Genomic DNA, 18397 nt, shown 5'->3' with positions numbered 1-18397 from the left:
ATTCCCTCACTTGAGCGGCGAATTTTTACGTTCGATGCTATAACGTTCAATTTCTTTATAAGAAACTGTTTTTGATTTACGTTTTTTCACATCAACGAGCGTTACCCTGTCAGTACAGGAATAGCAAGGGTCGAGGCTACCAATAATTAATGGCGCATCAGAAACGGTATTTCCTTGCAGCATATAACGTAATACTGGCCAGTTAGCATAAGTCGCAGCACGACAACGCCAGCGGAAGAGTTTTTGGTTATCACCCAACATACTCCAGTGCACATCTTCACCACGTGGTGCTTCAGTAAAGCCAAGCGCAAATTTATAAGGTTGATAAGTAAAGCCTTCCGTTAATAATGGTCCTTCAGGCAAGTTATCTAACGCGTATTCAATCATTGATAATGAATCAAGTACTTCTTTAATACGAACCATAACACGTGAGAATACATCACCACCTTCATAACTAAAGAGCGTTAATGGAAGGTTGCCATAATCGGCAAATGGGTGGTCAAAACGAACGTCGCGTTTAAAACCACTGGCTCTTATCATTGGACCTACTGGGCTAAAGTCACGAGCAACTTTTCTATCTAAAATACCCACACCCACTGTACGCTGTTCCATATTTGGGGTAGATAAAAGAATATCGACTAGTTCCGTCACTTCGCGACGCATCTCTCTGATTAACATGATGGTTTTAAGGCGTTGATCTTTTAAGATATCGCGGCGAATACCACCAATTAAATTCAGGCCATAGGTTTTACGTGCACCTGTTAGCATTTCTGCAATTTGCATTGATTTTTCACGGATGCGGAAAAACTGCATAAAACCGGTATCAAAACCAGTGAAGTGGCTTGCTAACCCAATATTAAGTAAGTGGCTGTGAAGACGTTCAACTTCTAATAAGATGGTTCTAATGGTATGAGCACGGCGAGGCACTTCAATGCCTAGTGCATTCTCAACAGATGTGACATATGCCACGCTGTGAGTAAAGCCGCAAATACCACAAACACGGTCAGATAAGAAAGTCACTTCGTTATAACCCATGCGGGTTTCAGCCAGTTTTTCCATACCACGGTGAACATAGAACATACGGTAATCCGCATCGACAATGTTTTCACCATCAACAAATAAGCGGAAGTGTCCTGGTTCGTCAGAAGTGATGTGCATAGGTCCAATAGGCACAACACGCGCATCTTTCTTACCATCATTAATAAATGGATAAGTTTCTATTTCTGTTGTCGGTGCTGGGCGCTGACGATAATCCATCGCATCTTTACGCAGTGGATACATTTCATCAGGCCAATCATCCGGCAGAACTAAACGACGTTCATCCGGTAAGCCAACAGGAATAAGACCATACATATCACGAATTTCGCGCTCGCCCCAAACCGCAGCAGGAACGCGTGGTGTAACAGACGGAAATTCTAAGGTTATCGGGCTAACATGGGCTTTTACTACCACCCAACATTTTTCACCCTCTTCCATTGATAACGCATAATAAACAGCATAATCACCATTTAAACTACGTTCATCGTTACCAAATAGTACAGGTAACCAACCACCTAAACCGTAATACAGGTACTCCACCACTTCAGGTAGTGATTCCGTTTTTACTGTTATCGTCAATTGATCAGCGGTTTGGCGCTCTTCATCAAGAACGGCGGATGGAAATTTCTCTCGGACTTTAGCAACATAACCCGCTCCGAGTTCTTTTCCTTCTTTTCTACTGACATAATTTTGATAGCTCACGTTACATCTCCTGAACCGATGTTGATTGATTGCTGATTAAAGCCTGTGGCCAGGTATAAGTTGGTGATTCGCTTTTATCGATATTCATCACTATATTGGCCGCGTTTTCCAGTAATTCACTGACTGGCTTAGGAATGTGTGTACCCATTAACAACATGAGTGCAATCAGAATGACCATCGGTAATGTGGTTAAAATACCCAGCTCACCTTTCGCAACAGCATCAGGTTTTTTACCAAATACCGTTTTTGCGACCATGCGAACTAATCCACCTAATACCACGGTTAATAACAATAATAATAGGATAGTTAAACCAATATGCCCTGCGGCTAAGCCCGCAACCACCACCATAAATTCACTGATAAAGACGTTGAAAGGCGGCATGCCTCCTAACGCTAACGCACCACCAGCAAATAATGCGGCACTAAATGGCATCACTTTAAACATACCTTTAACGACATCTAAGTCTCTTGTGCCGTATTTCAGTAGCACGTTACCTGAGCCGCAAAACAGTAATGCTTTCGCTAAGCTATGATTTAAAGTATGGAATAAAGCAGCAAGAATACCAATTGGTCCACCAATACCTAACGCCACGGCAATTAACCCCATATTTTCCACACTGGAGTAGGCTAAAAGACGTTTCATATCGCGCTGAATAAGAATAAAGAACGCCGCGATAGCCACAGAAAGGAAACCGAAAATCAGCAGTAAATTACGGGTGAAATCAGTACCAATTGCAGCATCAATAATGATGTAGTAACGAATGATAATGAGCAGAGCACAGTTAAGTAAAACAGCAGATAACAGCGCACTCACCGGACTTGGCGCTTCACTGTGTGCATCTGGTAACCATGCATGCATTGGGAATAGACCTGTTTTTGTACCAAATCCGATTAAGATAAAGACAAAGGCTAAATGCATTAATGTTGGATCAAGTTGATCAGTATATTTCAGTACTTCAGTCCAGAAGATAGCCTGATCAGGATCTGGCATAAAGCTTGCGGCATTAGCATAAACCAAAATAGTACCAAAAAGACCGAATGCCACACCCACACTACAGATAATGATATATTTCCATGCAGCTTCTAAAGAAGAGCGTTGACCATAAATTCCCACTAAGAATGCAGAACTTAATGTTGTTGCTTCAATCGCTGCCCACATCAGGATCAAGTTATTACTCGTGATAGCTAATAACATTGTGAATAAAAAGAGGTGGAAGAAACCATAATAGTTACACAAAGTACGAACAGAGATTTCACCCTCATCGACTTCATGATTCATATAGCCAATTGAATAAAGCCCAGTTAAAAAGCCGATGACGCCCAAAATGACAAGGAACAATGCACCTAAGCTATCAACATGAACCCAATTTGCCGCCGTCAATATCTCGCCATGAGTCATTACATCAGCCACAGTACCCAGTGCTGCAATTAACAGCACTGTAATACCTATCGCATGAATGCCAGTCACGACAGGACGAGCGCCAGCTTTTAATAACGGGCTTAGAAATGCCAGTATCGAAAATACCAGCGGTGCAAACATTAAAATTGTTAACATGGTTGTTTGGTTCATCTCCTCACCCCTTCAGCGCGGTCAGTTGATCCACGTTCAGTGTGTTGAGCGTGCGGTAAATCTTACGAGCCAGTACTGCCATCACAATCACCGCAAAAATTGCGTCTGTTGCGATACCGATTTCCACAAGTTCAGGTGCTCGCCACGCTAATAGTGCCAACGTTAAGTGAGAGCCGTTTTCCATCAAACAGTAACCAAAGGCTTGTTTTAGGATATTACGTTGAGTCACGATACACAGCAGACCTAACATAAAGTGTCCTAATGAAACTGCTAACGCAGGTTTCAAATCAACAACCATTGGGATTTGAATTGGCTCAACCACAAACCAGCATAAAATAACGATAACCGCTGCCAGTAACATCAACAACGCAGGGCTAATCACGCTGACGTTTGCACTAGGATCTGACAATTTACGAAATGCAAATCCCATAATCAGTGGTACTAGCAGAACTTTGGTAAAGAAGGCAGTAATTGCCCAGAGTGTTAGTTGATGTGCATCTAACGTGTTTGCTAAGGTGACAAAAATCATTACCAAAACAAAAGATTGCAGTGCATAAAACCAACAGGAGGCTATCGGCTTTTTCGCGCCGATGACCAACAGCGAGGTTATCATCATTAACCCCGCCAAATTATTTACGATAAGTGCTCCAGTCATGATTTATCTCCCTTATCCTAGCCAAGTGACTGCGATAACACTGGAACAGAAAGACATCACAATCAGCACACCAATCACAATTTGCATCGCGATAGGAACAGGTTGTCCTTCTGCCACTTCATTACTTGGTTTGCCAGGAACAACACGACCAAACCAGTAGATAAACCAAGTGAAACTCGCAACAGATTCAATCAGTACCAGCACCATAATTGGTGTCATTACCCAGAAAACGCTCGATAATTCAAAACCAGCAGCAAAGATTGGGAATTTACTAAAGAAACCATTAAGAGGTGGAACACCTGCTATCGCTAATGCAGCGACACAAAAGCCGACGCCCAGTAATGGATACTTATTAATTAACCCTCTTAAGCGCGGCAACATACGCGTACCACAGCTATAACTCAGTGCACCAGCAACTAAGAAGAACAAGCTTTTTGCAAAGGCATGGTTGAAGATATAAGCAACACCACCATCAAATGCTTCACGAGGTCCAAAGATAGAGATAGATAAAGCAAGGAAGATATAAGAGAGCTGTGTAATGGTTGACCACGCCAGCAGACGTTTCATATCTTTTTGTGGCAGATACATCATAAAGCCATAAATCAGCGTAATGACTGCCATGGTAATACCGACCCAACCAATGATATGAGGCACCTCACCGCCAGAAAGAATGGCACGAGCAAAGATATATACCCCAACTTTCACCATTGATGCTGCGTGTAAGTAAGCACTCACAGGAGTAGGTGCTTCCATTGCATCAGGTAACCATGCTTGTAATGGTAACTGTGCTGATTTACCCCAAGCAGCAAACAGGATGCCACCAAAAACAATCAATTTTGTTGGTTCATCAAGTGTTGCAATTGCGGTTAATTCAAAGCTTCCTGTGCTAACAAACAGAGTTGCGGCAGCAAGATAAAGCCCGATAGAAGCAACATGGGTAATCAACAGCGCTTTCATTGCTGAACGCAGTGATTTATCAGATTGGTAGTAACCGATTAATCCCCAAGAACATCCCCCTGTGATTTCAAAAAACAGGAGTTGACCAAGAATAGTCGAAGAAAGCACTAATCCCGCCATTGCACCGATAAAGATTAATAAGAATGCGTAATAGCGACGAGTACCATCATGTGGATGTTCACGGTTACCGCTAGTCAGATAGCCTGTTGAGTAGAAACTCACCAGTAATCCTAAGAACACAACGGCAAACGCAATTAAGGTACTCACACGGTCGATGGTGAAACCAAAGAGCGCAACATCACCATACTGTACTAGCGTAATTGTGGTATCAACTTTACCTTCAGCAAGAAACTGCCAGCCAAGGAAAACCGTACCGAGTGTTGCGAGCAGTGCGAACAGTGTACATAACCACTTCGCCATCCGATTTGGCATTAAGGACGTAATCAACGCCCCCGCAAATGGGATGAGTAAGGTCGCAAGAGCTATATTTTCCATTGTAATCATCGCTCCTTATAGACCGGTTAAATAGAAAACAAGAGCCAGTGCCGCAACACCGAATCCTAGCCAAGTCACATGGTGAGTCAGTAAGAAGCGACCACGCGCTAAACTGTTTTCCACCAATGACGCCAATACAAACACAACCAACAATTTCACTGCCATCAGAACCAGCGCAATAATTATTGCAATAAAAGTAAACTCACTCGCTTTACCAAAAGGAATAAAGACAGCAAGGAAAAGCTCTGCAATAACCACTTGTTTTAAGCCAATACCGAGTTTAACCAAGGCGAAACCAGAACCTGAATATTCAGTTAATGGTCCTTCTTGTAACTCTTGTTCAGCTTCTGCTACATCAAATGGCATTTTGCCCATTTCAATAAATGAAGCGAAAGCACAAGCTAATAGCGCTAATAATGTTGCTGTTGGTGATATCCACCCTTGCGCTAATGTCGCACTAATTGTGCCTACGTTGGTTGACCCAACGATTAAGGCAACAACAATTAGTGACAGCACTAGGATAGGTTCTACTAATACACCCAGTGTTAATTCACGACTTGCACCAATACCTGCAAATGGACTTCCTGAATCCAATCCAGATAAAGAGAAGAAGAAGCGAAACAGAGCAAACAGATAGATCAGGGCGATTAAGTCAGCAGCGCCACCAAACAGTGAAGTGGAGGTAAACACTGGCAGTGCCATAGCTACCACCAGCATGCTACCTAGCAACACATAAGGCATTATTTGGAAAATAACGCCAGATTGCTCCGGAGCCACAGATTGACGTTTAAGTAACTTAAAGATATCTCGATAATCTTGCAAAACGCCAGGGCCTTGACGAGAGTGCATCTTGGCGCGAATTTGGCGAGATATACCTGTACATAACGGGGTTATTGCGAGCAAAAATAGTGCTTGAATAAGAGCAAAAATCCCCATCATGAACGTTGGTGCTTCTTGGAAAGTCATAAGTCCCTCTCCTTACGCTGCGATGACTAAAAGCAAGATGACCAGCGCCGCCACAACGTACAGACAATAGAGTCTGAAATCCCCGCCTTGAAGGCATTGGATACGTTTAGCAAAACGTTGGATACCACGAACCAAAGGATAAATAATGCGTTCATCCCAGAATGGTTCGACCTTTTCAGCACCGAGCTGTGTTTTATTAAAACCACGAGACAGCAATGGAGATGGATCAAGCTGTTTACGCATGCGATAAAGTGGTGCGAACATGCTACGTAATGCTTGAGTAAAGCCACCTGCTGACACTGCCATGTCTTTTTCCCAGTTATAACCACAAGCCCAAGGGTTACCTTTACGGCGAAATGCAGGCTGACCGCCTTTTATGCCGAGGTAAATCAGGAATGGAATAAGTGGTAAGGCAATTAATAAAATAAATGTTAATGCAGGAGAGAACATGGCTTGAGATGCCGCATCAGGAACAAGCAGTGCGCCTTGAGTTACAGTTAATGCACTGGTTTCACTTAATGACATGGCGATATTGGCAATAATCGGTGCAATAAATGAAGCACCCACACCTAGCACGATACAAAAGAGTGCTAATAATCCCATCGCAATAGTCATTGGCAGAGGCACTTCTTTTGCTTTGGTCGCTTGTTCACTACGAGGACCACCACAGAAGCTTACGCCATACACTTTCACGAAACACATCGCAGCAAGCGCACCAGTGATTGCTAACATGATAATAGCGATAGGACCACTTAAGCGCATAACGAAGTTACCTTCGTAACTCATCGAGAAGAGTGATTGATAGGTATACCATTCACTGACAAAACCATTCAACGGCGGTAGCGCAGAAATTGCCATACAACCAATTAAGAAGGCAGTTGCGGTATAAGGCATCAGTTTTGCCAAACCACCCATTTTATCCATATCACGGGTATGAATTTGGTTAATAATTGCACCAGCACCAAGGAACAATAAGCCTTTAAATACGGCGTGGTTCAATAAGTGGTATAACGCACCTAATAGACCAAGTGCCGCAATAACAGGATGATTAGTCGCAATACCCACCATACCAACGCCGACACCCATTAAGATGATGCCGATATTTTCAACGGTGTGCCATGCAAGTAAGCGTTTTAAATCGTGCTCTGCTAACGCGTACATAACGCCCAGTACAGAAGAAACTGCACCAAATGCAAGGACGACAATTCCCCACCACATCTCAGTAGCACCCAGTAAATCGATACCTACTTTGATTATCCCGAAGATACCAATTTTCACCATCACACCTGACATTAATGCCGATGCATGAGAAGGTGCTGCGGGGTGAGCTTTTGGTAACCAGCTATGTAATGGCAACATACCGGCTTTGGCACCGAAACCAAAGAAAGCCAGTAAGAACACCACAGAAGCCATTGCAGGAGAAAGCGAGAGTTGACGGAATGAATCGAAATCGAGGCTACCACTTTCACGCCACATCAAGAAGAAGGCTATCATGATAAGCACGGAGCCTGCGTGAGCGATAAAGAAGTAGAGTAGACCCGCATGAATAGATTCATCATCTTGGTCAGCAATAACTAAGAACCAAGATGCCAGTGACATCATTTCAAACAGAATAATAAAGTAGAAGGCATTATCCATCACCACTAAGCCAACCATTGAAGCAATAAACAGATTCATAAAGAATCCCATGCTCCAAGCGCCACGACCTTTATATTCTTGCACATAAGCAAGTGAATAAAGCGCACACACGCTGACAAGTAGAGAAATGACAAACACCATAAAGGCGCCAAGCATATCCATACGCACAACAAATGCTGCAAATTCAAAAGGACCAGCAGCAGTAAAACTTACGGTTTCACCGTTTAAAATAACAGGTAACGCACTGAAGATACCCAGTACACCACCGATTATCGCGCTGATACCTGAAATAAGGATTGCCAACCCTTCCTGTTTTTTTAGAAACAGTGCAATAACGCCACCAACAACATACAGGATGACTGACCACAGCAGTAACTGAAGAGGTTCCATATTACTTCCGCTCCTGTGTCAAAGTAGATAAAGAGTCGAGGCTCGCCATAGGTGCCATTGCGGTTCCTAAACGACGTGCTTTCACCTGCTCTTCTAGGCTATCTTCTTCAACTAAATGCAGAGCATCTGTTGGACAGACTTTTACACAAGCAGGGCCATCATCAGAGAAACTACATAAATCACATTTCACAGCGATAGCGCGAACACCGACATTCCATGCAAGAAATGGATTTGCTGTTGGTAAGCTAGCGGGGACATCTGCCAGCATCTCTTCCGGTACATAATGATCAAAAACAGCCGGTAAATTAACGGGTTTACTGCCCGATGGCGTAATTGCACCAAATGGACAAACAAGACCACATAACTTACAGCCAATACACAGACTCTCATTAAGAAAGATGGCATTATCTTCATGAGTGATGGCATTGACTGGGCACACGCGAGCACAAGGAGCATCCTCACAGTGCCGACAAAGCATCGGGGCTGTTTGATCCTCCACTTTTACCACTGTAAGACGCGGATGCGCCTGTAAACCCACAGCTTGGTGAACTTCTGAACAAGCTGCCATACAGGTATTACACCCTATGCATCGTTGTGGCTCTGCAATTACAAAGCGATTCATTCGCCACATCCTCCGAGAAAAACGGTTAACAGCAACGCTGTCGTCAATTTTTCTTTAAATAAAGCATTTTTCGTGCCAAAAGAGGATTGAATTTATTTCCCATTAAAATCATGTAGTTATAATTCAATAGATATTCGTTATAAATAAAAAGAATAGCGATGAATGACGAATCGACAGTTATGACGTTGACAGCAACAAGGGGTATAAAAAAGTGTCGTCACGAGAAATGACACAACAGTGACGTAAAAAAACAGCACAACAGCAGATAAAAAAATAAGGAAAAATAAACAAAAAAAGCTAAATTACACATTATAAAATATAGGTAATTTAGCGATATTTCGATTTTTGATAAGAGAGAAATAAATCAAATATTTTGACATCCTCCCTCACCTTCGCACTTTGTGATTCAGGTGAAGGATCCCCAGCAGTGACATCCCGCCGTATATGTAACAAATTGCTGGATCGCGCACAAGTGCGTCAGCGGAAGTGCCTTTTGGAGGTAAAGTTAAAGATTAATTACTCACTAATAGCTTGAATTAAATCATTACGAATGATTTCACGCTGCTCAGCAGTCAGCACTTGGTTAAGGTCAAAATAATATTTCACACGATAATAACGCACTTGAGTTTCAACTTTACTTACCGCTGTTAATTGCTCATTAATTGCTTTCTCATCCCATTTATCTGCACGAACAGCATCCACTAATGCCCCTTTTTTAACCTCTTGGAAGCTAATTTTCCCAAGGTTTTCGGTCATTTGTGAATGAAGCGAGTTAATTTTAGTTACTTGTTCAGGGCTAAGTTTTAAGTGTTGAACAACAGGATCTTGAGAGGGTTGAGGTGCTGAATCAACCGCTTGAGCTGACATTGAAAAACCGAGGAATGAAGTCACAACAAGTGCGATGAGTGATAATTTTTTCATTATATAACCTTATAAATTTTTTTTGACATCGAAATAAAGGCGCTATTGCCAATTAAATACGAGTCATAAATTATTTATAAGTATCGCTTTTTTTTGTTATCTAAAAATGCGGAAAATACATTAATGAAAAAATACTACTTAATAATAAAGAATATAAAAAGTATTTTAATTAATATTTAGTTATGGATAAAAACAGAATAAAAGACGTAGAGCTAAATGCTGATTTTTCTAATTAAAAATAAAACAAAATAAAAAATAAAAGAGATATTTCAGAGTAAATGTTTATATTGGAAAGGGTTTCCCTAGTACAACAAAATATAAAATAAATATCAATAATATTACAGGATTACAGTTTTATCTATACTCTATAAATATCTCTTAAAGGAAATCAAAATAACTCATAAAATAAATATTGCTGTGGGCTATCTTTACCAAAACAACCTACCACTACATTTTAGAAAAATGGTTATTTTTTGCCAATTCCAATCTGGCATCATTCATTCTATTTTGGCATTAAGCGGGAATAAAACAGAGATATTTAAGAGGTAAATAATATAACAAAAATAATATGTCGTGGTAATACAAATTACTCAATATTTTAGAAAGAAAAATCGTTTATTACATCAATATATATGATTAAGAAAATAAAAAAACCGCAAATATTTCTTTTTTATTTGCGGTAATTTATTTATTACGCATCAGTTCTGCGTTCGGTAAAATAATAATTTGATTATTTTACGCGTGATACATATTCGCCTGAACGAGTATCAACTTTAATCACTTCACCGATTTGTACAAACAGGGGAACTTTAACCACAGCGCCTGTGCTTAAGGTTGCTGGTTTACCACCAGTACCTGCGGTATCACCTTTCAGACCCGGATCGGTATCAACAATTTCTAACTCAACAAAGTTTGGTGGAGTAACAGAAATTGGGCGATTATCCCACAGTGTTACGATACACTCTGCTTGGTCGATCAGCCATTTAGCATTTTCGCCAACTGCTTTTTCGTCTGCAGCTAACTGCTCGAAAGTTTCGTTGTTCATGAAATGCCAGAACTCACCGTCGTTGTACAGGTAAGTTAAGTTGATATCCATGACATCTGCACCGTCAGCAGAGTCAGTAGATTTAAATGTTTTTTCCAGTAATTTGTTAGAAATCAGTTTACGCAGACGCACACGAGCAAATGCCTGACCTTTACCTGGTTTAACAAATTCACATTCAGTAATGACAGCAGGCTCGCCATCTAACATGATTTTAAGACCTGAACGAAAATCGTTGGTATTATAAGAAGCCATGAATATCCTCTAACTTTTTTAATTTAAAATGGCATAGCCAAAAAATGGCACACATTGTAACTCATAATCACCCCACCAGAGAAGTCTGGTTAACTCAACTCGCGCAGGCAATCAGTGATCCTGTTGAATTACTCCAACTTTTAGCGTTGGAACATCACGATGATCTCCAAAAAGGAGCTCAAGCGCGACGGCTTTTTCCTTTACGGGTTCCCCGTGAATTCGTTGCACGCATGAAAAAAGGTGATCCTAACGATCCACTACTTTTACAAGTATTAACTGCAAATGCTGAATTTACCCTAACACCGGGATTTTCTACAGATCCGTTAGATGAGCAACAAAATGCGGTACCGGGTTTATTACATAAATATCAGAATCGTGCATTGCTTCTGGTCAAAGGTGGCTGCGCTGTTAATTGCCGCTACTGTTTTCGACGTCATTTTCCTTATGAAGATAACAAAGGAAACAAAGCAAACTGGCAAAAGGCAATAGAGTATATCAAAAATAACGTAAAACTCGATGAAATCATCTTCTCAGGAGGCGATCCTCTTATGGCAAAAGATGACGAGTTAGATTGGTTAATAACACAATTAGAAGCAATACCTCATATAAAACGCCTGCGCATTCATTCTCGTTTGCCTGTCGTTATCCCTTCTCGTATAACTCAAACACTATGCGATAGATTGCAGAGTTCGCGATTACAAGCATTGATGGTATTGCATATTAATCACGCCAATGAAATTGATGATGCATTAAGAGATGCCTGCTTAAAGCTAAAAAATGCCAACGTGACACTCTTAAACCAAGGTGTTTTATTGCGTGGCGTTAACGATAATGCACATACTCTTGCTGATTTAAGTCGCGCACTATTTGATGCGGGTGTTATGCCCTATTACCTTCATGTATTAGATAAAGTACAGGGCGCGGCTCATTTTATGGTATCTGATATAGAAGCCAGAGAGATAATCAAAACGCTAATGAGCTTGGTTTCAGGTTATATGGTGCCCAAGTTAACCCGTGAAATTGGCGGAGAGCCAAGTAAAACACTATTAGATTTAGGCTTGCGTCAGCAATAACGTTTATCGCTTAGCGCTAACAGAAACAAAAAAAGCTGTAGCAATTATTATGCTACAGCTTTTTATTTTTATTTGCGAATGAGCAAATAGGCAATTCGTTAATGCCCATTACTGGCACTTATAAACTTGTCCACTCATTTTGCTATCTAATGGCGCAAAACTATCAACAATGCTTCCAGCACCAGTGCCAGCATTAAAAATAACATTACCACCCATCTCAGCAGCTCTGTTACGTAAATCGTTAGCAGCACCACGCAGAGATTGGCTTTCAGAGCGGGAACCTGATAACCAGTTATTTTGAACACCGGTAACCGTTCCTAATAACTGGCATTCACTGCCTGGTTGCGTATCAGTGATTTGTACCTGTGAGCCCGCAGTGGTCAACGTATTTGTCGCAGAACACCCTGCTAACAATAAAGCGGCAGTGGCTCCCAATAACAATTTAATTCGCATGATTCCCTCATTTATTTGAGTGTCAATTCAGTAATGACAACAATATACCTTGTCATCCCTCTAGTGCGCAAAAATAAATCATCACCATCTAACCTTAGTCAGCAGTCTGAGTAAAATATTTTTGCTTTAAGCTTATTTAAACTTACAGATTCAGCTTTGAGATAGACAAAGCAATATTGCTGGTATTCTACACCGCTTTTATACTTTTAAAATGCCCAGATAGCTTATCAAGCTATACAGTGCGAGTATGAGCACATTATTTGTGCATTTTATAAAAGCCTTCAGGTAAGTTTTCCCTCTCTGAAGGCATTAACGGCGTTAAAAAAACACTACTTTAAATGATGGTTTAATGCTTCTTCTTTTAAATCGAGCTCATGGCGTAAGCGATGATAAACATGCTCATTAATATGTCTGGATTTGCGCAATTGCTGCAATGCCTCTCGCTCTGTTTTTAATGCACTACGTGATAATTGGCGTTCCATGCTAAACAATCTTTTTAGATCAAGCGCCCCGACTTGTGCATCATCTTCATTATCAAGACGACGATTATAAATTTCGAGCAGATGTGTACCTGCTTCTATACGCAGTGACATCTCGTCTAAGTCTTCACAAGGTTGATTCATTAGCTCATTAATATGCGCAATCGCGGCTTCATTTAATGCCAAACGCGTGCGGATCTCATCATCTTCATAAGGTAAATCTTCTGATAACCCTTTGGTTAAGATAGGCAATGCAAAAGTGGCAATCAGCAATGAACAGAGAATGACACCCATGGCGATAAAAATAGCCAATTGTCGATTAGGGAAAGGTGAACCATCAGACATTAATAATGGCAACGTTAAGATACCCGCTAAAGTGATAGCACCTCTTACACCTGCGGTTGCCATTACTGCCATTAAACGAATGTGATGGCGTGACAAGCGCCTTTCTGGATTATGGAATACCGTTAATGACATTGAGATCCATACCCACGCAAAACGCAGTATAGCAAGCCCAATAGTGATGATTACAACATAACCTAAAACACCCCAAGGGCTGGTAGAACCTGCTGATGCGGTAACTTCAGGTAAAGAACGCCACATACCCGGTAATTGCTCACCAAGCAAAATAAAAATCATACCGTTTAATGAGACTTGAACCGTATCCCATACCGCTTTACTTTGCATTCGCGTTGCCGCTTGCATACGACCGACAATTTTTTCATAGTGCATGGCAATACCAGCAACTACTGCGGCTAAAATGCCTGATACATGAAAATGTTCAGCAACTAAATAAGCAAAGAACGGCATTAATAAACTAATTAAGATCTGAATAGCCGGATCTTCACCAGTACGTTTAACTAAAAACTGATTTAAACGCCCAATCAATCCAGCCACAATCAAACCAATTACCACACCACCTAATGCGACTAACAAGAATTGCCCAGCCGCAGAAACAATAGAGAACGAGCCTGTTAATGCAGCCACAACAGCAAAACTAAAGCAGACTAACCCTGTGGCATCGTTAAGTAGCGATTCACCTTCTAAAATATGCGTCATACGTGAAGGCAGTGGTGAATTGACGGTCATTGCCGAGACAGAAACAGGATCTGTCGGAGATAAAATTGCAGCTAATGCAAAGGCGACGGCTAATGAAATAGAAGGAATAAGCCAGTGAATAAAAAAGCCCATACCGATAACAGTCACCACAACTAAACCTATTGCTAAAGACATAATCGGTTTAATTTCTTGGAATAGTGCCTCTTTTGGGATCCGCCAGCCATCTAAAAATAGCAAAGGAGGAATAAAGAGAAGTAGGAAGAGATGAGGATCAAAATCAACCTCAAAACCAAAAATAGAAAGCGCAGCACCCAATGCTATCTGAATGATAGGCAAAGGAATTTTTTCTGACAGTAATCGAGAGATAAACACACTCACGATTACTGCAAATAAGAAAATTAGCACGATGGCGACGACGGACATGGCGAATACCCCAATTTATATAATATTTTATTTTTAATTGGGTGCAGTAAAAACCATCTGTGATCTAGTTGTAAAGAAATAAGTTGTATCTAATTATATAAAAAATGAATTATCTGATAATTCTGAAGTGAAAATGGCATAAAAAAAACCGAGCCTACGAAGTGACCACAGTAATTGGGATCACTTCATTCTCTAGGCTTAAATTAGTATCTACATTTCAAATTTTTTCTCTGATTTCGAATCTTTGCTACCATAGATATCTGTTTGGATAGCGGTTAGCAATTCGTGAAGAGTTGTTTGTAGAAATATCAGAAAATCAGGCTGATTGATAGTTCTCTCTACTACGGATACAGGTAAAAAGCGTTTCATTTCACCTTCAAATCTGGCGCTTTTCACCAGAGAGGGTAAAGCGCCAATCCTTTCCTGTAACGCCCCTTCAAATTCATCATTGAGTTTATAATCAGCAATCTTTTTCATTACCAATTCAGCATCAGGTTTTGCACCTTGCTGATGTAACCATACCAAATCCCACATATCTCGGTATCGAATATGATTTGTCGTTGCTGGGAAAGATACCAATTTATCAGCCATAATTTCAGTGAGTTCTTCCACGCGAAGAATGAGATCAGAGTATCCACTTGGTAGCTGCTCATAGTTTGAAACAAGTGTTTTTATACTTTGTGTGTACGCTGGGATATTGGCTATTTCTATTTTGATTTTCTGTTTCGGCAAATCATTTTTACCCTGATTGGTCGTCACTGAGATTTGCCATTTATCAATTTTAACATCAGCGTATTCGGGCTCCTTTCTCAGTTCTTTAGGTTCTTTAACAACAACCTCTAATCCATAGCGTTCACCAACATACTTTTCAATGCAGCCTTTAATTTCAAGCATCTGCTCTGAACAAAAATCACGGCCACCCGCAAAATCCAGATCTTCACTAAACCTGTTTGAGTTATAGCAAAGCCTGAGTGATGTACCGCCTTGAAATGTAAGGCTCCTTAAAAGACCTGCCGAAGACAAAGCAAAAATAATGTCATAGTGAAATAATTCCTTTTCTACGACAGCTCTATTGGAGACATAGCCTTTTTGCATGACAATATCATCAACCAATTTGTTAAAATCAACGAGATCAGTCATTGTAAAGTTCCTCTGGCTGAATGAGGTGTGTGTTTCTACCAACCCTTATCAAGTCTTTGACGGCAGTTTCCTTCGTCGCGATCCTCATCGGCCCTCTTCCTTTTATGGTTGCATTGATAATTTCGGATGGTTTCTTTTTCGTATGAGTAACTTCAATAACTCCCCAAGGTGTTTTAAATTCACCTGAACGCCCCGTTGACATAATGGTTAACCTATCGATGGGAATTTGTGAAATAACACCATACTGAGACAATGCTGATTCAAGACTGATGTAGTTGTAATCGCCTCGTCGAATATTTTCGGCTAAGCGCTCTAAAGGATAAGATCCTAACGAGCCATGCGAATAGATGTATACACCTTTTGATGCTCGCTTTAACACATTAGCCGAGATCAGCCGATTAACCGATTTTTGCAGTGTCTTTTGGGACTCATCAGGGAAGAGCATTTCTAAATCTCTGGTAAGAAAAATATCTCTACCTTGATTAGCAAATTTTTCAAAAGTATTAACAGCGGTCATTAAATTCATAATATCACCTTAACGAAATCACCCTTTATAAGGGATGGTTTTGTACATTAAAGATATGATATGTGAATTATATCTACAAATAAACCCCCAAAAAGGGGTTGTTATGTATACTAATGATATAGTGTGCAGGGTCTGGTTTAAGTTCAAGAAGCAATAACTCGTACCCGATATCAGATTTAACGAGAATATATCAATTATTTTTTAATAAATTTTAGAGAAGCTTCACCTGCTAAGCATTGATTTGCAATAGTGATTTTTAAATCTTGACTGTATTTAGACACAAAAAAACCCGAGCCTAAGCTCGGGTTCTTTAGTAAAACGGTAAATATGATGAATTACATCATACCGCCCATTCCACCCATGCCGCCCATACCACCAGCGCCACCTAAATCCATTTTGTCGTCTCTAGGTGAATCAGTGATCATCGCTTCTGTCGTGATCATCAGACCTGCGATAGATGCAGCAAATTGCAGTGCTGAACGAGTTACTTTAGTTGGATCCAAGATACCCATGTCAATCATATCGCCATAAGCATCTGTTGCCGCGTTATAGCCATAGTTGCCTTTACCCGCTTTCACGTTGTTAACAACAACAGAAGGTTCTTCACCTGCGTTAGCAACGATTTGGCGCATTGGTGATTCCATAGCACGCAGAGCAACACGAATACCAACAGTTTGTTCTTCGTTATCGCCAGTCATTTCACGCAGTGCGTTAGCAACACGTACCAGTGCAGTACCACCACCAGCAACAACGCCTTCTTCAACTGCTGCACGAGTTGCATGCAGAGCATCATCAACACGAGCGCGTTTTTCTTTCATTTCAACTTCTGTTGCAGCACCCACTTTAATAACTGCAACACCGCCAGCTAATTTAGCTACGCGTTCTTGTAATTTCTCACGGTCGTAATCTGAAGTTGCGTCTTCGATTTGTTGACGAATTTGAGACACACGGCCGCTGATTGCAACTTGATCACCTAAACCATCGATAATGGTTGTGGTGTCTTTGTTGATAACAACGCGTTTTGCTTGACCTAAATCTTCTAACGTTGCTTTTTCTAATTCCATGCCGATTTCTTCTGAAATCACAGCACCGTTAGTTAAGGTTGCGATATCTTGTAACATTGCTTTACGGCGATCACCAAAACCTGGTGCTTTAACCGCTGCAACTTTTACGATACCACGCATGTTATTGACAACTAATGTTGCCAGCGCTTCGCCTTCAACATCTTCTGCAATAATAAGTAGCGGTTTGTTTGCCTTAGCAACACCCTCTAAAACAGGCAGCAATTCACGGATATTAGAAACTTTTTTATCAACTAACAGAATGAATGGGTTTTCTAATTCTGCTGTACCTGTTTCTGGTTTATTGATGAAGTAAGGAGACAGATAACCACGGTCGAATTGCATACCTTCAACGACATCCAGTTCATCTTCTAAACCAGTGCCTTCTTCAACAGTGATAACGCCTTCTTTACCTACTTTCTCCATCGCTTGAGCGATTAAAGAACCTACGGTTTCATCAGCATTTGCAGAAATTGTACCTACTTGAGCGATAGCTTTAGTATCTGAACATGGAACAGATAGGTTTTTCAGTTCTTCAACTGCTGCAATAACGGCTTTATCGATACCGCGTTTCAGATCCATCGGGTTCATGCCAGCAGCAACTGCTTTTAAACCTTCGGCAATAATTGATTGTGCTAACACTGTTGCAGTTGTAGTACCATCACCAGCCGCATCATTGGCTTTAGAAGCAACTTCTTTCACCATCTGTGCGCCCATGTTCTCGAATTTATCTTCGAGTTCAATTTCACGCGCGACAGAAACACCATCTTTAGTAATAACTGGTGAGCCGAAAGATTTATCTAAAACAACGTTACGACCTTTAGGGCCTAAAGTTACTTTAACTGCATCTGCAAGAACATTAACACCACGTAACATTTTATTACGAGCATCTACACCGAATTTGACGTCTTTAGCTGCCATCGTATATTTCC

The 18397-nt window shown here is 40.8% G+C and carries 15 protein-coding genes; 1 reads left to right on the top strand and 14 read right to left on the bottom strand.

The features are described 5' to 3' along the window. Window positions 1-6 precede the first annotated feature (6 nt). From ABN099_RS13095 to efp, 9 genes are all read right to left on the bottom strand, one after another. Complete coding sequence (locus tag ABN099_RS13095; protein ID WP_349464282.1) at window positions 7-1740, bottom strand: hydrogenase large subunit; 1734 nt, start codon at window positions 1738-1740, stop codon at window positions 7-9. Window position 1741: 1 nt separating this feature from the next. Next, a complete protein-coding gene (locus tag ABN099_RS13090; RefSeq protein ID WP_349464281.1) occupies window positions 1742-3310 on the bottom strand; it encodes a hydrogenase 4 subunit F in 1569 nt (522 codons plus the stop codon). Between the two features lie 4 nt (window positions 3311-3314). After that, a complete protein-coding gene (gene hyfE / locus ABN099_RS13085) occupies window positions 3315-3965 on the bottom strand; it encodes a hydrogenase 4 membrane subunit (RefSeq protein ID WP_064721143.1) in 651 nt (216 codons plus the stop codon). Window positions 3966-3977: 12 nt separating this feature from the next. Beyond that, window positions 3978-5426 (bottom strand): hydrogenase 4 subunit D, encoded by a 1449-nt coding sequence (locus tag ABN099_RS13080; protein ID WP_349464280.1) that lies wholly within the window; start codon window positions 5424-5426, stop codon window positions 3978-3980. Window positions 5427-5432: 6 nt separating this feature from the next. Further along, a complete protein-coding gene (locus tag ABN099_RS13075) occupies window positions 5433-6383 on the bottom strand; it encodes a respiratory chain complex I subunit 1 family protein (RefSeq protein ID WP_349464279.1) in 951 nt (316 codons plus the stop codon). 12 nt (window positions 6384-6395) lie between these two features. Further along, entirely contained in the window at window positions 6396-8411 is a 2016-nt protein-coding gene (gene hyfB, locus ABN099_RS13070; protein WP_349464277.1) for a hydrogenase 4 subunit B, read from the bottom strand. A gap of 1 nt (window position 8412) precedes the next feature. After that, a complete protein-coding gene (locus ABN099_RS13065; RefSeq protein ID WP_349464276.1) occupies window positions 8413-9033 on the bottom strand; it encodes a 4Fe-4S dicluster domain-containing protein in 621 nt (206 codons plus the stop codon). A gap of 516 nt (window positions 9034-9549) precedes the next feature. Beyond that, window positions 9550-9954: a Spy/CpxP family protein refolding chaperone gene (locus ABN099_RS13060; RefSeq protein ID WP_349464274.1), complete on the bottom strand. Its 405-nt coding sequence runs from the start codon at window positions 9952-9954 to the stop codon at window positions 9550-9552. 730 nt (window positions 9955-10684) lie between these two features. Then, complete coding sequence (gene efp, locus ABN099_RS13055) at window positions 10685-11251, bottom strand: elongation factor P (RefSeq protein ID WP_349464272.1); 567 nt, start codon at window positions 11249-11251, stop codon at window positions 10685-10687. Between the two features lie 44 nt (window positions 11252-11295). Between efp and epmB the strand changes: the two genes are divergently transcribed. Continuing rightward, window positions 11296-12324 carry an EF-P beta-lysylation protein EpmB gene (gene epmB, locus ABN099_RS13050; protein WP_349464271.1) on the top strand — a complete coding sequence of 343 codons (1029 nt, stop codon included), beginning with the start codon at window positions 11296-11298 and terminating at the stop codon, window positions 12322-12324. Between the two features lie 108 nt (window positions 12325-12432). Here epmB and ABN099_RS13045 read toward each other — a convergent pair whose 3' ends face one another. The 5 genes from ABN099_RS13045 to groL all read right to left on the bottom strand — a co-directional run bounded on the left by ABN099_RS13045 (window position 12433) and on the right by groL (window position 18386). Continuing rightward, the gene (locus ABN099_RS13045; RefSeq protein WP_349464269.1) at window positions 12433-12777 is read right to left on the bottom strand and encodes a DUF4156 domain-containing protein; all 345 of its coding nucleotides are present in this window, start codon (window positions 12775-12777) and stop codon (window positions 12433-12435) included. A 329-nt stretch (window positions 12778-13106) separates the two neighbouring features. After that, complete coding sequence (locus tag ABN099_RS13040) at window positions 13107-14738, bottom strand: Na+/H+ antiporter (RefSeq protein WP_349464268.1); 1632 nt, start codon at window positions 14736-14738, stop codon at window positions 13107-13109. A 210-nt stretch (window positions 14739-14948) separates the two neighbouring features. Beyond that, window positions 14949-15878, bottom strand: coding sequence for a nucleotidyl transferase AbiEii/AbiGii toxin family protein (locus ABN099_RS13035; RefSeq protein WP_349464267.1), 930 nt, complete (start codon window positions 15876-15878; stop codon window positions 14949-14951). Beyond that, window positions 15871-16404: a type IV toxin-antitoxin system AbiEi family antitoxin gene (abiEi, locus tag ABN099_RS13030; protein WP_349464266.1), complete on the bottom strand. Its 534-nt coding sequence runs from the start codon at window positions 16402-16404 to the stop codon at window positions 15871-15873. Before abiEi ends, ABN099_RS13035 begins: the two co-directional genes overlap by 8 nt. Window positions 16405-16739: 335 nt before the next feature. Continuing rightward, complete coding sequence (gene groL / locus ABN099_RS13025) at window positions 16740-18386, bottom strand: chaperonin GroEL (protein ID WP_349464264.1); 1647 nt, start codon at window positions 18384-18386, stop codon at window positions 16740-16742. Between the last annotated feature and the right edge of the window lie 11 nt (window positions 18387-18397).

This window comes from Proteus hauseri, from assembly GCF_040139125.1.
Taxonomy (GTDB): domain Bacteria; phylum Pseudomonadota; class Gammaproteobacteria; order Enterobacterales; family Enterobacteriaceae; genus Proteus; species Proteus hauseri_B.
This window is presented reverse-complemented; position numbering and strand designations above follow the sequence as displayed.

Coding starts and splice junctions, on each gene's coding strand:
- hyfB (WP_349464277.1), bottom strand. CDS start 8,411: ATGGAACCTCTTCAGTTACTGCTGTGGTCAGTCATCCTGTATGTTGTT.
- ABN099_RS13040 (WP_349464268.1), bottom strand. CDS start 14,738: ATGTCCGTCGTCGCCATCGTGCTAATTTTCTTATTTGCAGTAATCGTG.
- epmB (WP_349464271.1), top strand. CDS start 11,296: ATGGCACACATTGTAACTCATAATCACCCCACCAGAGAAGTCTGGTTA.
- hyfE (WP_064721143.1), bottom strand. CDS start 3,965: ATGACTGGAGCACTTATCGTAAATAATTTGGCGGGGTTAATGATGATA.
- ABN099_RS13080 (WP_349464280.1), bottom strand. CDS start 5,426: ATGATTACAATGGAAAATATAGCTCTTGCGACCTTACTCATCCCATTT.
- ABN099_RS13075 (WP_349464279.1), bottom strand. CDS start 6,383: ATGACTTTCCAAGAAGCACCAACGTTCATGATGGGGATTTTTGCTCTT.
- groL (WP_349464264.1), bottom strand. CDS start 18,386: ATGGCAGCTAAAGACGTCAAATTCGGTGTAGATGCTCGTAATAAAATG.
- ABN099_RS13045 (WP_349464269.1), bottom strand. CDS start 12,777: ATGCGAATTAAATTGTTATTGGGAGCCACTGCCGCTTTATTGTTAGCA.
- ABN099_RS13090 (WP_349464281.1), bottom strand. CDS start 3,310: ATGAACCAAACAACCATGTTAACAATTTTAATGTTTGCACCGCTGGTA.
- abiEi (WP_349464266.1), bottom strand. CDS start 16,404: ATGAATTTAATGACCGCTGTTAATACTTTTGAAAAATTTGCTAATCAA.
- ABN099_RS13035 (WP_349464267.1), bottom strand. CDS start 15,878: ATGACTGATCTCGTTGATTTTAACAAATTGGTTGATGATATTGTCATG.
- efp (WP_349464272.1), bottom strand. CDS start 11,251: ATGGCTTCTTATAATACCAACGATTTTCGTTCAGGTCTTAAAATCATG.
- ABN099_RS13060 (WP_349464274.1), bottom strand. CDS start 9,954: ATGAAAAAATTATCACTCATCGCACTTGTTGTGACTTCATTCCTCGGT.
- ABN099_RS13065 (WP_349464276.1), bottom strand. CDS start 9,033: ATGAATCGCTTTGTAATTGCAGAGCCACAACGATGCATAGGGTGTAAT.